12 protein-coding genes are annotated in these 15147 nt (G+C 33.9%); all 12 read right to left on the bottom strand.

Going from position 1 to position 15147, the window contains the following annotated elements:
• Positions 1-6: 6 nt before the first annotated feature.
• Complete coding sequence (locus I4N53_RS06565) at positions 7-1422, bottom strand: sugar transferase (RefSeq protein WP_214495883.1); 1416 nt, start codon at positions 1420-1422, stop codon at positions 7-9.
• A 42-nt stretch (positions 1423-1464) separates the two neighbouring features.
• Entirely contained in the window at positions 1465-2367 is a 903-nt protein-coding gene (locus I4N53_RS06560; protein WP_029687777.1) for a hypothetical protein, read from the bottom strand.
• A gap of 22 nt (positions 2368-2389) precedes the next feature.
• A complete protein-coding gene (locus I4N53_RS06555; protein WP_043883923.1) occupies positions 2390-3508 on the bottom strand; it encodes a glycosyltransferase family 4 protein in 1119 nt (372 codons plus the stop codon).
• A gap of 126 nt (positions 3509-3634) precedes the next feature.
• Positions 3635-5338: an ATP-dependent endonuclease gene (locus I4N53_RS06550; RefSeq protein WP_029687779.1), complete on the bottom strand. Its 1704-nt coding sequence runs from the start codon at positions 5336-5338 to the stop codon at positions 3635-3637.
• Between the two features lie 44 nt (positions 5339-5382).
• Positions 5383-6525 (bottom strand): glycosyltransferase, encoded by a 1143-nt coding sequence (locus I4N53_RS06545; protein WP_029687780.1) that lies wholly within the window; start codon positions 6523-6525, stop codon positions 5383-5385.
• A 39-nt stretch (positions 6526-6564) separates the two neighbouring features.
• Positions 6565-7416: a hypothetical protein gene (locus I4N53_RS06540; RefSeq protein ID WP_214495882.1), complete on the bottom strand. Its 852-nt coding sequence runs from the start codon at positions 7414-7416 to the stop codon at positions 6565-6567.
• 493 nt (positions 7417-7909) lie between these two features.
• Positions 7910-9046 (bottom strand): glycosyltransferase, encoded by a 1137-nt coding sequence (locus tag I4N53_RS06535; RefSeq protein WP_009610146.1) that lies wholly within the window; start codon positions 9044-9046, stop codon positions 7910-7912.
• The gene (locus I4N53_RS06530; protein WP_043883924.1) at positions 9007-9939 is read right to left on the bottom strand and encodes a glycosyltransferase family 2 protein; all 933 of its coding nucleotides are present in this window, start codon (positions 9937-9939) and stop codon (positions 9007-9009) included. Before I4N53_RS06530 ends, I4N53_RS06535 begins: the two co-directional genes overlap by 40 nt.
• A gap of 67 nt (positions 9940-10006) precedes the next feature.
• Positions 10007-10954 carry an NAD-dependent epimerase/dehydratase family protein gene (locus I4N53_RS06525; RefSeq protein WP_009610136.1) on the bottom strand — a complete coding sequence of 316 codons (948 nt, stop codon included), beginning with the start codon at positions 10952-10954 and terminating at the stop codon, positions 10007-10009.
• Positions 10951-12318, bottom strand: coding sequence for a UDP-glucose/GDP-mannose dehydrogenase family protein (locus I4N53_RS06520; protein WP_214495927.1), 1368 nt, complete (start codon positions 12316-12318; stop codon positions 10951-10953). Before I4N53_RS06520 ends, I4N53_RS06525 begins: the two co-directional genes overlap by 4 nt.
• A 160-nt stretch (positions 12319-12478) precedes the next feature.
• Positions 12479-13516 (bottom strand): Rpn family recombination-promoting nuclease/putative transposase, encoded by a 1038-nt coding sequence (locus I4N53_RS06515; protein WP_214495881.1) that lies wholly within the window; start codon positions 13514-13516, stop codon positions 12479-12481.
• A 284-nt stretch (positions 13517-13800) separates the two neighbouring features.
• On the bottom strand, positions 13801-14361 hold the full coding sequence (locus I4N53_RS06510) for a methyl-accepting chemotaxis protein (protein ID WP_370623306.1): 561 nt from the start codon (positions 14359-14361) through the stop codon (positions 13801-13803).
• Between the last annotated feature and the right edge of the window lie 786 nt (positions 14362-15147).

The following is a 15147-nucleotide window of genomic DNA, read 5'->3' as shown; positions in this document are numbered from 1 at the left end:
ATCTCCTCACTTATCTATTTTCGTAATTCCTAACTCACTGTAGACATTATAATTCAAAGATTTCAATAATTCTTCTAATTCCATCTCTCTTTTCACACCAGAAGATGCTTCTTTTATGAATATGGTTTTTAGGGTCAATAATATTATCTTAATATCAAGCCACAAAGAATAATTTGTGATATATATAAGGTCCAATCTCAACTTATCATCAACATCTGTCGTATACTTTCCAAATACTTGTGCAAGACCTGTTATCCCTGCCTTTACATTATGCCTGTACTTGTATGAAGGATATTGTTTTTCAAATTGTTCTACAAAATATGGCCTTTCAGGTCTGGGGCCTACAAAGCTCATATCGCCCTTCAAAACATTAAATAATTGGGGCAGTTCATCAAGCCTAGTTGCCCTTAATATCTTACCCACTTTTGTAATCCTTGGATCATCCTCTGTAGCCAAAACAGGTCCTGTCATTTTTTCAGCATCTTTGACCATTGTCCTAAATTTATATACATTAAACTTCTTGCCTTTCTCTGTTACTCTTAACTGCTTATAAATCACTGGACCGGGTGAAGTCGCTTTAATCAACATAGCAATTATTACCATTAGAGGCAAAGTAACTACTATACCAATAAATGAAAAAACTATATCGAAAAGCCTTTTAATTAACTTATCTTCACTAGTCAATGAAGGATAATTCACACTTATAGCAGGAACATCATCAAATTGCACAAATTGAGATCTCACTAAAAGGATATCTCTTAAATTTGGAACGATGAAAAGATGTTTTTTAAATTTCATTGAATCGTAAAAGAGAGTGGTCTTAAGGTCCTCACTAACTCCACTACATATGTATATCGCATCTATCTCATTAATGTGATTAATAATCTCATCATACCTTTGAGGACTTATTATGTACCTTATATCAAACCAACCTCTGGAACTTGAAATTAATTTCTTTGCCAATTTTTCTGCTACTTCTTTTTCTCCTACAATCATTACCTTTTTCACACCATGCACATATCTTCTTACATTTTGTACTAAATATCTCCACAGGGACAACAATACAAGCTGAATTCCAAAAGCTATAAAAAATATGCTCCGTGGAAATGCAAACTGTCTTATAAAAAATGTTGAAGCTACTGTTACAACCTGCAGCAGCAGTAAGGAAAGAATTAAAGAAAACACTATATCTCCATAGCTTTTCCGTGAGATAGTATACAAACCATAAATATGAAATAAAATAATAGCAGACAATGTGATCACAGGAATTAACTCATAATATGGCTCAAGGTTTGCAATTGGCGGATTTGTTCCAAATTTGATAGTATACGCAAGTATAAATCCTGTATGAATTAATAATAAATCTACAATGAAAACAATAAATTTGCTTAATTTAAAGAATTTATGAAAATGGGTATGCATTAGAGACACCACCTATTAAAATAATTTGTCACTTGGGTAGAATTATCGTTGTAGATTTAAAGCTTTTTGGGTACGTGCATTTATCTTATAATTTTTAAACAAACGGTTTATATCATCTTTGCTTTTGACATAACTTTTCATTATTTCACTATAATCGATAAAATTATTTACCCTATTAATATTAAATCTACAGAACAATAATATCTTCAAATACAGAAAAGTTCTATATTTATCATCAATAGTCTTTTTAAAATTCAGTCTCATAAAAAGTTTTTCATAAGATGAATATAACACGAGAAAATATATGTATGGAATAAATATCATTGAAAGAGTTATTGGTAAAATAAAATCTTTTATAAGTTCCAAAAGAACAATATTTTTTATATCACTTAAAAATCTGTTTAATGAACTAAATATTAAAAACAAACCAACACCTGCAGTCGTGTGTCTCAACAGATTAGCTGTTACTTCGTACTCTTTATTTTCATACTCTACCTTGTGTTCAGCAATTCCTACCATAAGAGATAAAAAAACAAACAAAGAAATTAAAATAATTTCACAGATTAATGAAAAGTTGTATGAATCCACAATAAATCCCACCAGAACACCTATGCTGAGATTATTTTTTGCCATCTCTTTAAAGTATTTCATATCTTTAGCTTCGTTTATCGATTTTATAGTAGAAGGAATAGCAGTAACTATATACCATATAATAGTATCTTTTAATAATTTAAACTCCCAGAGTCCAATTTTAAACAATATAAAAACTGTTAATGATACATATAAAACCATACTTATATGCCAACCAATCAATTTTCTGTCAAAAAATGCTTTGAGGAGATCCCATAACGAGTGCCTAGTATCTTTTTTATAGATCACTAAAACCAATAATATGAGTAGCCAAAAGCCAATTGCTAACTCCCTATTGCTAAAATTTTCTAGCATTTTACTTTACTCCTCGTAAAAATTATAACATTTTGCTAGATTTTTGCCCAATGACTTCTTGATACACTTCCATAGTCTGTTTGGCCATACGTTCAAAAGTAAAAAATTCTTCGTATCTTTTTCGCCCCGCTAATCCAAACTTAATACGCTTATGAGAATCTAATAGTAGTTCCTTCAAACGTTTTTTCAGTTCCTCTTTGTCTCTCCTTGGAATAATGTATCCTGTTACTCCATCAATAACCGCCTCTTTTACTCCTCCTACCTCAGAAGCTATAACTGGAAGTCCTGCCCGCATTGCTTCTAAAATAGAACGTGGGAATCCTTCCCATTTTGATGTTAGAATAAAAATCTGTGCTTTTGCCAATCTAGAAGGTACATCATCACAAGCACCAGAAAATTGAACTTTATCTGAAATTCCTAACTTTTCGGCTCTCTCTCTAACTATTTCCATCAATGGCCCATCACCTACTAATTCTAATGTCCAGGGTAAATCTTTCAGTTCCTCAAGAGTTTCTAACAATAAAATATGATCTTTTTGTTCTTCAAAGCGAGCTACCATAATTAAATGTACTGGTTCAACTTCAGGTTTAGCAAAAAGAGTACTATCAATATCAGGCATCCCGTTATAAATTGTGACAATTTTGCTTGGATGGGCAATTTTGTACCTTATAGCAAGTTCACGATCATAGTTAGAAACTGTAATGATTTTATCTTCGAGTGAACCTACTAACTTTTCCGCCCATCTGTAAACCACCTGTTTTCTTTTGGGAACTCCTTCCGTAAAAGCCCAACCATGGGCTGTAAAAACTACAGGTATTTTCAACCACTTTGCAGCCAATCGGCCTAACCATCCAGCTTTTGATGAATGCAAAGAGATAATATCAGGTTTTATTTCACGTAAAACATCGATAATCTCTTTTAATGCAAGCAAATCCTTAAATGGATTAATAGGACGAACTAAATGTCTTAGAGCAATATACGGTATATCTAACTCTTTTAATTTCTCAGTAAAAGACCCTGTTCCTCCCACTAATACTATTACTTCATGACCCTGTTTTTTTAAAAAATAAGCCAAATCTTTCACATGGACCTGAGCACCACCAATAGCATCAGCACGTGTAATTATATAGGCTATTTTCATTTCTTTGCCTCCTTGCACAAAAAACCTTATACTGATACCATTTAATACCTTCTCTTACCTTTACAAATAACACGTAAAGTACATAATCGTGATTAACTTACAAAAATAATTTTCTTCATGAATCCTCTAATAGAATCCCAATTCTTCTTTTACTATCTCAGCTATACGCTTTACAAATTGAGGTGCATAATCTGGCATAAAACTATGAATTCGCCGAGCTATGTATCGAGCAATAAGCCCTTTTGCTTGGTTTTTCGATACTGGTTTGATTATATTATGCGCTTCCTCTTCTATTTTTTCATAAGTTGGAGTTCGTTCCGTTCTAGTGTTTTCATAGTCTTGTTTTACAGCTGTTTCAAATTCTTTACCCAGAATTACGATTGGTGTTGCAGGCTCATTTTCGCTTGTTACAACATCCCACGCTTTTCCATGTAAAATTTGTTCCAATTGCAAACCAAAACAACTTGCTAAGTTTTTATTAGACTTTCTTTTTTGATTATCACTACCTTTTGCATCCACACCGTCATCGTCGTTGTCAAAAACCACTAACATCGGAATTTTAAACTTACCAAACAAACGCCAATATTTGGGAATCTGATTTTTGCCCTGCACTGCAATAACTGACACACCTTTTTGGTCGCAATTCAAGCCCACCGCAGCTAAGTACTCTGGTAAAGCTAATTCTTCAGTTTCACCTTCCACAAGGATGAGAAATCTAGCAAAAAAAGCTTCGTTTAGCCGGTAATTTGAAGTACTCTTATAATATTCAGTAATATTTTCGATAGTAGCTTTTCCTTCTGGTACACCTGTTCTGTAACAATGTTCTACAAGCTCAGCTTTTGAAACCAAAGTTAAAGTTGTATGCTGACAACCTTTATTTTCTGGGTCATCAACTTTTCGCACTAGACCGATCGAATCAAAAAATTCCGTATCAACGAAATTATTCGAATGTGTAGAAATAATAACCTGGAGTCCAGTGCTAACAATCTCACGTAAAATGCGAAATAAATTCCGTTGTGCCTGAGGGTGTAAATAAATTTCAGGTTCTTCAAGAGCTAAAATACCTCTTATTTCTTCTCCATATTGTCTTAAATTAACAGCATAACTTCTAAGAAGAGCAAGAAGAATCAAATTTCGTGTACCTTCTCCTAATTCGTCTAAATCAATATCTCTCCTATTTTGATTAGGATCAGATGCTAGAATATGCATAGTTTTGAAATAATTACTGGGAGTAAACGGCTTAAAGTCTATTGACATTTTTAGTGGAACATCTGCTTGTAGTTCTTCAAAAAATTTACCAAAATCTTTTTTGAATTCTGAAAAACCAGGAACTTGGTCAAATAGATCAACAATTTCATTAAATCTTTCTTCAAGTTTATCTGAAAGATTGTAGGCCCTTTTATGAAATGTTTTGCGAATTTTCCCTAATAAACTCCAATCGTAAAAAGATATATGGCGATCAAATGCCCGATCAGCTCCTAGATAAGTAGAAGGAAAATCTTCTTTAATGTTTTGATCTCGAATAAGATTCCCTAAAACATCTCTATACTCAGGCCATCTTGAAGAAGAAGAAAATATAGCAGAAGAACCATTATCAAAAATAAGTTCTATTCTTATTTCCTTACTTTTGTCTCTCAAATAAAAATCATAATCCTGTAATCTCTCAGAACTAACCCAATCTTCTCCACAAATTAAATTAATAGCCCGTATAATATTTGACTTTCCTGAATTATTGGGCCCTACAAGTACAAGTAAGTTACTTTCAGGAAACTCAAATTCTAAATGTTTGATTGAGCGGAAGTTTTTAATGACTACACGCTTTAATTTCATAACTACCCCTCTTTTTTACACACCTTTTAAAATCCCACAGAAAATTATATACTTCCAACTTTTAGCCCCTTACTTTTAAGTAGCTCTAAATATAAACTTTCCCACTGATCTACTACTCTTTCTAAATCATAATTTTCCTTTATATACCTCCGCCCATAATTCCCCATCTCTTTTCTGACATTTTCATCTAAGTCCATCATTTTTAACATAGTCTGAGCTAAAGCTTCAGAATTCTTTGGGGGAACAAGGAAACCAGATTTTCCATCTATAACAATTTCTCCATTCCCCCCAACATCTGTAGCTACTATAGGTAAACCTACAACTGAGGCTTCCAAAAGCACAAGAGGCATACCTTCCCAAGAAGAGGACATAACATATGCATCAGCAGCATTCATTAGAACAGGAATATCTTTACGCACTCCTAAAAAATAAACATGAGATATAATATTCAGGTCGTCTACTAAATGCTTGGCTTTTTCCATTAAAGAGCCTTGCCCTGCAATTAGAAGTACAGAATCATTTCTTTTTGAAACTACTTTAGCAAAAGCATTCAACATATTAGGATAATCTTTAGCCTCCTCAAATCTCCCTACAGCCAACCATACAAATTTGTCTTCAATCCCTAATTCCTTTCTTAAACGAATTCGTGCTTCTAAATCAGGTTTAAATATTTCAGTATCAATCCCATTAGGTATATGTATTACTTTATGCCGAGGCACTGCGCCTATTTGTACATACCTCTCCAATCCTGCACGGCTAACTTGGGTGGTTAAATCACATAACCAATCTGTAATACGATAGGCAATTTCCCTTTGCCTTCCACCTTCGATAATACTGTGAATTGTACAGATGAGTATGGGAGTTTTAACAAAAATTTTAGAAATTCGCCCTAAGAGATTAGCATGAACCATATGGCAGTGAAGAATTTGAGGTCTTTCACGTCGCAAAATCTTTACCAAGCGAAAGAGTCCTCTTGGATCCGGCACACCTCGTCGCATCTCCAAAGAATAAACATGTATTCCTGCTCTCTTAAGTTCTTCCACATAAGCCACAGGAGGGATCATGGAAATTACTTGCACATCCCAGCCTCGTTTCTTAAGACGAGTAGCTAAATGCACAAGCTGTGTCTCTGCACCACCGTAATTAAGTCCTGTAGTGAGAAAAGTAATTACCTTAGTTTTAAGCACAAAAACTCACTCCATTTGAAAAATAATTGTTAATTATAATTAAATTTTACTGTAAAAACTCCCCTTATTTTTTAATTTCAGTTTATAATAATTTGCAGATAAATTAGCTGCTATTACCCAAAATAAAATGTTTCCTAATTGAATCCCAACAAAAATATACGTTTCCCCTATTCCATGTAATGATATGGCAAGAAAAGCTGCTAACGCTATTTTTACAAACTTGTAATTATCATCTTCGTCTTGTTTAATATTCACTTTAAGTACTTCATTCCCATGTAGTACAATTAGCCTGATAAATGCTAATATTAAAATCAAACCAGGTAATCCAAGCTCCAATAACAAAGCAAGATAACTTCCGTCTAAAGGTTGTAACTTTAGTAGTTCTTTGTCAAACACATTCAATCCATATGGCATAAAAAAATTTCGCTTTGCCTTTTCAAACCACCATATAAAAGGAACAATGCGTCTTATTATACTATATTCGCTTAAACGGAAGTAGGGAAACATGTGATAAATACTAACAAATACGGTTCTTAACATACTGCTACCCAAATAAGCATCAATACCTATTAGCAACACTGTACCAATTGTTATGAATATTACAAAAAGTGAATATTTAATTTTAAAAGAATATGTCATTATATAAACAAAGATAATAAATAAACTCCAGCGAGAGCCAGTAATCAACAAATTAAATGACGCATAGCTAATAAAGAAAAATATTATAAATTTTTTTAAAATATTTTTTTTATTTGTCAAAAGTGCTGTTAAACTTATAATTGCTAACGCAGAAATGATGCCATGTGCATTTGGACCAGAAATACCTTCGTATCTTGTAACTCCTTTTATAACATCTAAAACATTTATGTTGCGATTAAAAAAATTAGACATAATCAGAAAAAATATACTTGACGTTGCTGTATATAACCATATCTGATATAAACCTTTTGAATTACGATAAAAGTATTTAAAAGAAATAAAATATAACAAAATTTGAAATAAGAGTGAGGAAAGCCTTATTGAAGACTTTATCAAAGACTAAGTATTTACAGGTATACGAATAAAATAAACAAATAAAATCCACACCAGAAAAAGGATTAAAATCTTGAGCTCTGGTACTAAGAATATGGATCTTAATTCTCTAAGAAAAACAAATAACAATACTAATAATATAGGAAAAACAAAGAAAATATTTGTATAAGTATGATTTTGATTAAATACGTTGTGAACCATTAGCGACAAAATAGAAGCAATAATGAAAAATCCCAATATATAACCTGTTATATCAAATCGCAATAACAAAGTTTTATCGAAATACTGCTGATTATGATTATTATAATTTTTAGATGAATTCCTCATTAGTTTTAGCACTCCTTATACTATATTACTCGCTTATAAGAATTTTCGCATACTCGTTCATAACGTATTCTAAAGAAAATAGTGTTAGATTAATTTTAGATAAATCTTTTTTCCTATCTTCTAATGTTTCTAAAATAGCTTTAGCCATTAAATTTGGATCTCCAACGGGTACTAATTTCCCATGTTTTCCACCATCCAATATTTCCGAAGGCCCACTCGGACAGTCTGTTGATACTACTGGCGTTCCTAAAGCCATCGCCTCCACAAGCACATTTCCAAATCCTTCCCATCGAGATGACAAAACAAACACAGTTGCATGTCTCATATATTTATAAGGATTATTTACAAATCCAGGTAAAGCAACATCCTGCTCTAATCTAAGTTCTTTAATTAAGGCTTCAAGTTTAGGCCTCTCTTCTCCTTCACCTAAAATCATAAGACGTGCTGGAATCTCTTTGCGTACTAAAGCAAAAGCACGAATGAGGGTAGAATAATCTTTTGCAGGAGTCAATCGACCTACGCTTAGTACTACAGGAGGCTCACTCGGGTCAAACCAAGGATGATCTAAAGGCTCATCAGCTTTAGCAAAAAGTTCAGGAGTTATTACTGGGTTGTATATTACATGGACTTTTTCTCGACGTAAATTGGTAAGCCGTATAAGGTCTTCGGCTACTCCTTTTGAAACAGCAACAACCGCATCTACCCCGGGGTAAAAGACACGCACCCATAAAGGAATAAGTCTGGCACGTATACTCGTTGCATTTGTACTAGCTTTACTGAGAGTGCTATGAACACTTACTACTACACGTGTTGGTACTTGGGAGAGTTTTTTAGCCCACAAGGCTACAATATTTGCGTGATCTAAAGCCGATAGTAAAGCCTCTGGTCTTTCTTGGCGTAAATAGCGAATAAGTCCAGGTAAACTATACAGAACTCGCCGGCTCTTGAGGTCAATCACTCGTATATTATCGGGAACCTGTGAAAGATAAGGTCCTTCTGCTTTAGCAAGAACTAAATCTACTTTATACCCTCTTTCAGCAAATCCTCTTGCCAAATTTAACATAACCCGTTCTGCTCCACCACCACGAAGGGATGGAATAAATAATGCTATTTTAAATTCTTTCAGTTTTGATTCATTATTTTTACTCTTATATGGTCCCATATAAACACCCCTAAACCCACTGGGAAAGATATAATCCACCATATTTTAAGCGACGATTCAAGAAACTGCTTAACAATTGACACCCGTGCATGCAACGCAAACCGTGTATAACTGACACAAAATCTAATCTTCTTATAAAAACTTACATCCCTTCGTTTTGAAACAAGCGCACACAAATCTTTAAAATATAACCATCGGGCTAATGCAGTTTTCATAGCAAAAGATAATCCTTTTGATGATAGACCATCGGGTAAATATTCTGTATAAGCAATTATTTCATTAAAATATCGCATTTTATACTTGTTTCCTATTTTATTCCATACAATTCCTTCTGGAACGAATTTACCTATATCCTCAGGAAACTTATACAATCTCAGCACATCAGTTCGAAAACACTCCATTTTGTCACCTTTTATTCCCCATTTGAGCCAGCGATCAAGCATATTAGAATCCCATACTTGTGTTGGGAAAACATCGCCTATTATTTCACCATTTGGAAAAGCAAGCAATCCACCTACACCCGCAAAATTATTGGCATCTTCTTCAGGAATTGTTTCCCATAAATAAAGCAAACGTTCTAATCCGTTAGGTCCAAGCCAATCATCTGAATCTACAATTAAAAACAAAAAACCTCTCGCCACCTCAACTCCTCTATTTATTGCAACGTGTTTTCCGCTATTAGGTTGCCATATGTAATTGATAGGGAACCATGCTTCTTTTTTCCATTTATCAACTAACTCTTTTGTACCATCCTCTGATCCATCATCTATTATTATCCATTCAAAATCGCGAAAAGTTTGTTTTTTCAAACTATTATATAATCTCTCAAGCACATAAGCTCGATTAAATGTCGGAGTAAATACAGTAAAGGTAAATTCAAAGTTAGATTTCATTTCCTTCATCCTTTTCAGAATTATTATTCTATTTCCAAAAAACTGATTAAATCCTTTTCTAGCTATTCTAAGACCTCTTTATCCACTCCACAAAATTATGTATCCCTTTCTTAAACTCTATCTTCGGCCTAAACCCTAAAAGCCTTTCTGCTTTCTCCATATCCGCCCAGGTCTGCGGCACGTCACCTGGCTGTAAAGGCAAAAACTCAAGATGAGCCCTTATCCCCAAAGCTTCTTCTAATGTTCTCACCATTTCTAATAAGCTAACGATTTGATTGTTACCAAGATTAATTACCTCATACAATGTGGCAGTATAATCCATAGCCCTACGTACACCTTCAATAATATCGTCTATATATGTATAATCCCTGCGGCTTGAACCGTCGCCGTATATGGGTATAGGCTTTCCTTCTAGCATCAATCGAGCAAATTTATGAATAGCTAGATCTGGCCTTTGTCTAGGCCCATATACTGTAAAAAATCTGAGTGCAATAAAGCGAATCCCATAAAGATGGCTGTATACATGGCCTAATAATTCACCACTCACTTTTGTAGAGGCATAAGGGCTAATTGGCTTTAACACACAGTCATCTTCTTTCCAAGGAACATTATGATTTATACCATAAACACTAGAGGAAGAAGCAAAAACGAACTGCTTTATTCCTCTATGCCGTGCAAATTCTAAAAGGTTTTGCGTTCCTCTAACATTTACTTCCTGATAGCCAATTGGATCTTGAATTGATGGGCGTACCCCCGCTTTTGCCGCTAAATGAACGATAACATCATAGTCATCAGTTAATTTTTCGTGAAGTGCTTCCATATCTCTTATATCTATTTCAAATAGCCGATACGTCTTATAATCAAAATGAGCAGAAATGTTTTTTCTTTTGATGGCAGGGTCATAAAATGGGTCAAAATTGTCCACTACAGTGACTTGCCATCCTTCTTTTAATAGCCTGTCCACCAAATGGCTTCCAATAAACCCTGCTCCTCCAGTAACTAAAGCATGTTTCATCTGCCCACCCCCATGTATATAAATCCTGCTCCTCTTGCTTCTTTGGGTGCATAAATATTTCTCCCATCAAGTAATATGGGGGTGCGCATCACATAAGCTAGGCGTTTTAAATCAATCTTACGATAAAGCTGCCATTCCGTTGCAACTACTACAGCATCTGCTCCTTCTGCTGCTAGGTATGGATCATCTACAAAGGTTATTTCTTGAAGTTCTTCAGTAGTAAAAGCTTTACGCGCATTTTCTATGGCAACAGGGTCATGTGCACGAATATGTGCTCCCCTTTCTATGAGTAATCTAATAATATCAATTGCCGGAGATTCTCTTACATCGTCAGTTCCTGGTTTAAAAGATAGACCTAAAATTGCAATTGTACGCCCTCGTACACCTTTTAACACTGACTGTAATTTTTCAACAGTGCGCTCCCTCTGAAGCTGATTGACTCTCCGTGCTGCTTCCACAATAGGCATCTCATAGTTGTATTCTCTGCCTACAGCAATTAGGGCAGCAGTGTCTTTTGGAAAACAGCTCCCTCCCCATCCTATACCTGCGTTTAAAAAACGGGCTCCAATACGCGTATCTAATCCGATGCCACGAGCAACTTCAGTAACATCAGCGCCCACTTTTTCACAAAGGCCAGCAATTTCATTGATAAAGCTTATCTTTAGCGCTAAAAAGGCATTAGCAGCGTATTTTATCATTTCAGCACTTACAGGATCAGTTGTGATAAGGGGTGGAAGGCTATAACCATCACGCTTAGGAATAGCTTGAGGTGGATCAAAAGTTTGTTCTAAAATTGGTCTGTACATTCTTCTGAGCATTTCAATAGCTTCTGGATCTTCTGATCCAATAACAATCCTGTCTGGATAAAAGCTATCATAAAGCGCCATTCCTTCACGTAAGAATTCAGGATTTGAAGCAACATATACAGTAGCTTTAACATTTCTTTCTTCTAGTGTTTTTTTAATTACATGGGCTACACGCCTATTAGTGCCAATTGGCACAGTAGACTTTACAACAACAGTATATTTACGCCCATCTATTAGCCCTTCTGCAACGGTACAAGCAGCTTCTTCTACATAATGTGTATTTGCTTCTCCATTAGCTTTTGCTGGAGTACCAACAGCAATCATAATAATATCTGCATCGCCTACATTAGATTTTAAATCGGTAGTGAAAGTAATATTATTTTTTAAACTAGTTAATAGTTCTTCTACACCAGCCTCATGTATTGGACTTTTCCCTTTTTTGAGCAGTTCTATCTTTTTTTCATCAATATCTACTCCAACAACGTTATGCCCTATATAAGCAAGCATAACAGCTGTCGTTAAACCGACATAGCCTGTGCCAACAATTACTATTTTCATTCCCTTGTTTGTGCTCAATTTCTCTCTCTCCTCTGTCAGATTATTAAATTGATTTTCATAAAAATAAAAAAAACCCCTATCCACCCAATTATACGAAATTATGATTTCGTACAATTAGTCCATTATTACGCCAAAAAATAAAAGGCCATGCCTCGTAAAACTAATTTATATACTTCTTTAAGTCATCTAATTTTTCAATTTTCAAAATATCTCTTGCTAAAGCAAGTAATGCTTTGTCATCTAACTTTTCAAGTCCACGTATATATTCAAAAGGTATGTCTTCAAACTTTTCTTTCAATTGTTCAAGTAGCACCATTCGTATTCCTTCTATTTTTCCTTCTATTTTTCCTTCTATTTTTCCTTCTATTTTTCCTTCTTTTCTAGTTTTTTTAAATTCCTCTTTTAAACTACGTTCTAAATTGGAAATCATTTTTTCCACCCCCTCACTCTTTTCGAATATTTTCTTTACCTCTTTTCTTTTGCCTTCGGGTAGAAATCTGGATATAATAGACATAAACCAGTTTCTCAATAATATAAACTCTTCTTCAGACAGATTTTTGAGCACATCTGTTAATTTTTTTAATCTTTCTATTAACTCTTCTCTGTCTATCCTTCTGTCTAGCAAAAAGACACTACCTATAAGATTAGATAATTGTAAAAGTTCTTCTTCACTATATCTATTCACATCAATGAGAATATATTTAAAGTCTATTATATTTACTCCAAATAATTGATATGAATCTATCGTTTCTTTAAAGCTCAAAGAAGCAGTCCATCTATTAACACCATTATACAACACAATAGGAATAATTGCTGGTAATTTATAGTCCTTCCTTTTTTGCTGGTTTAATGATGTATCTTTAAGAATTTCTCTCCACACTTCAATTATATACAATAACAATCTATATGGCATTTGAAAATCAACTTTTGATTGTAATTCCAACAATATATAAAAGAAAACTTCTTTATCCTCCAATTTTACTTGATAAACCAAATCAGCCTCTTTATTTTTGAAATCTTGCAATATGAAGGATTTGTTTATTCGTATTACTTTAGATTCGTCTATTTCGTTTACCCAATCTTTTTTGACAAAACTTCTTAAAAGCTGTATGAATACTTTTTTATGAGAAAGTAGGTATTTATAACCTTTATCATGAGGAGTATTTAAATTCTTTTTATTTTTATCAGTTTCCATCATATCTCACACCTATATTATATCATATCATTTTTGACTACTGCAGGAAATAAAAAAGATAAAAACACACCTTACGGGCGCAAGTGCTTAAAAAAAGCACCGCCTCCGCTCTCTGTATCTATATTACCACCGATAGAACTTATGGGCGCCGAAACAGCCTCATAAGTTCTATCGGATCATGTCAAAAAAATGGATAAACCAATCCAATTAGTATATATTCGACATAAAATAATATTTTCCTTCTTTTTTAAGGAAATTTTTTATAATTTTTTGTGGTTAAATAGCCATCAGCTTAAGTTTACTAATTGCTGCGCTACTTTCCTTAAATTTTCGACAGCATATTCTAATTGTACAATTTCAGTTACAATCTGTTGTGTTGCACCTGCTTGAACTTCGGTAACCTGAGCAGTTTTACTAATTTCTTCGACAATTTTTTCAACCGATTGCTCAATATTTTGCAAAATATTGCTAATTTGTTCCACAGCTTGTGCACTGTCTTCCGCTAATTTACGAACTTCATCAGCAACAACAGCAAAGCCTCTTCCTTGTTCACCTGCACGTGCTGCTTCAATAGCCGCATTCAAGCCTAAAAGTTTTGTGTCAGTAGCTACTCTTTTGATGAATGCAAGAACATCGCCTATGTTTTTAGCATAATCTCTGGCACTACTTGCAGAATCGTTTAAGTTTAAACCTCTCGCGGCAAGTTCTTCAGCACCATCAGCGACTTCTTTAGCTGCATTTTTGATTTCTTTAATAGTATTACTTAGTTCTTCAGCTGTACCAGCTAATTCCTGCGCTTGTATATAAAGCTTTTTTGCAATATCTTCTTTAGCTTCAACAATAATCATCATCAGTCTAGCAGCATTGGCATCAATTATTACTGTTTCTTGTCGTTTTTGTGTATACAGTATTTCTTGTACTTTAGGATTACCTGTTACCTCGATAACCAAATCTAGTCCTGGTATTTTTAATAAATCCACGCAATCGTGAAAGGTTTTTATCCCTCTTTCTTTTGCTAATTTTATTCCAGGCGCATTTTCATCTATATCAGCAATTCCAACAATAGAAACTTCCGGTAACCCATGTATTGCTTTTAGGATAGCTGTACCACCTTTACCGCCGCCGACAATTCCTACATTAATCATTTTGTATTCTGTACCTCCTATAACATGCTTGCCTTATTTATTATCTATCTTTACAAACACATATTTTCTTTTAATATTTTCCCTTATTGCTTGAGGAAACATCAAGCCTTATAAACCTTGGCTCTAATATGTCAAAAATTATCGACTAATTATCGACTATTTGATAATATTCAACATAAAACAACTTTTTCCTTCTTTTTCGAGGAAAATTTTCATAGCTTTAAAAAAATATTCCCACCTTTTGGTGGAATATTTTTTGAAAATAAAAAGCCACGCCATCATATGAAATTTTAATGAGAAATTGGAACATACGTTTTGATCTACACTTCAATTACTTGGTACTCATCTTTTCCTATGAATATAAGCAATGCTTCTTTTACATCTTTTCTCTCTTTTAGCCCTCTGCTTTCTCTATACCTCTTAAGCTGCTTTATACCTTCTTCTTTTATCTTGTCTACTTTGTCTTTTTCACTCTTCTTTACATACTTT

Source organism: Thermoanaerobacter sp. CM-CNRG TB177 (assembly GCF_018588165.1).
Classification (GTDB): Bacteria; Bacillota; Thermoanaerobacteria; order Thermoanaerobacterales; family Thermoanaerobacteraceae; genus Thermoanaerobacter; species Thermoanaerobacter thermocopriae.
Note: the sequence above shows the minus strand (reverse complement) of the source record. Positions and strands in the feature narration are given on the sequence as shown.

Excerpts from the sequence above, each read along its gene's own strand:
- I4N53_RS06550 (WP_029687779.1), bottom strand. The coding sequence starts at position 5,338 with ATGAAATTAAAGCGTGTAGTCATTAAAAACTTCCGCTCAATCAAACAT.
- I4N53_RS06555 (WP_043883923.1), bottom strand. The coding sequence starts at position 3,508 with ATGAAAATAGCCTATATAATTACACGTGCTGATGCTATTGGTGGTGCT.
- I4N53_RS06525 (WP_009610136.1), bottom strand. The coding sequence starts at position 10,954 with ATGAAACATGCTTTAGTTACTGGAGGAGCAGGGTTTATTGGAAGCCAT.
- I4N53_RS06535 (WP_009610146.1), bottom strand. The coding sequence starts at position 9,046 with ATGGGACCATATAAGAGTAAAAATAATGAATCAAAACTGAAAGAATTT.
- I4N53_RS06560 (WP_029687777.1), bottom strand. The coding sequence starts at position 2,367 with ATGCTAGAAAATTTTAGCAATAGGGAGTTAGCAATTGGCTTTTGGCTA.
- I4N53_RS06510 (WP_370623306.1), bottom strand. The coding sequence starts at position 14,361 with ATGATTATTGTTGAAGCTAAAGAAGATATTGCAAAAAAGCTTTATATA.
- I4N53_RS06565 (WP_214495883.1), bottom strand. The coding sequence starts at position 1,422 with ATGCATACCCATTTTCATAAATTCTTTAAATTAAGCAAATTTATTGTT.
- I4N53_RS06520 (WP_214495927.1), bottom strand. The coding sequence starts at position 12,318 with ATGAAAATAGTAATTGTTGGCACAGGCTATGTCGGTTTAACGACAGCT.
- I4N53_RS06530 (WP_043883924.1), bottom strand. The coding sequence starts at position 9,939 with ATGAAATCTAACTTTGAATTTACCTTTACTGTATTTACTCCGACATTT.
- I4N53_RS06515 (WP_214495881.1), bottom strand. The coding sequence starts at position 13,516 with ATGATGGAAACTGATAAAAATAAAAAGAATTTAAATACTCCTCATGAT.
- I4N53_RS06540 (WP_214495882.1), bottom strand. The coding sequence starts at position 7,416 with ATGTCTAATTTTTTTAATCGCAACATAAATGTTTTAGATGTTATAAAA.